This window comes from Mesorhizobium sp. M2C.T.Ca.TU.002.02.1.1 (assembly GCF_003997225.1).
The window spans coordinates 1-575 of the sequence record NZ_RZTO01001464.1 but is presented as its reverse complement, the minus strand read 5'-3'; the positions used below and the strand labels follow the sequence as shown (position 1 = coordinate 575).

Annotated in this window: 1 protein-coding gene; it reads left to right on the top strand. The window is 66.8% G+C overall.

What is annotated here, in order from left to right:
- Positions 1–105 precede the first annotated feature (105 nt).
- The coding region (locus tag EOD07_RS36770; protein WP_127238530.1) for an MBL fold metallo-hydrolase at positions 106–575 on the top strand (470 nt) is incomplete at its 3' end.

Sequence of the window (575 nt, the reverse complement as noted above, 5' to 3'; positions counted from 1 at the left end):
GGCATGCACCCCGCCTCACGTGAGGGCTTTGCAGCGGGAAACACGGATACGAAGCTGCCTGCCGCCGACAAGCCGGTCGGATGGGCTGCGGAGCGGGCATTTGCCATGCGCGTGAAGATCATCGGATCGGCGGCGGGAGGTGGCTTTCCGCAATGGAACTGCAATTACCGCCTGAGCCGCGCGGCTCGCGCCGGCATGCCCGGCGTGCATTCGCGTACCCAATCGTCCATCGCCGCCTCGGCGGACGGGAAAGGCTGGGTTCTCTTCAACGCATCGCCCGACATCCGTCAGCAGATCGGGCAAGCGCCAGAGCTGCAGCCCGCGGCGGACGCACCGCTACGCTCGACGCCTATCCGCGCGGTGGTGCTGACCAATGCCGACGTGGACCATGTCGCGGGCCTGCTCAGCCTTCGTGAGCGACAGCCTTTCGCGATCTATGCGAGCGCGCAGGTGCTGGCGACGCTTGAGGCCAATTCGATCTTCAATGTTCTCGATCCGTCGATCGTGCCTCGGCGTCTCTTGGCGCCAACGGAGGAAGTGGCGATCCGCGGCGCGGACGGCCACCCGACCGGCGT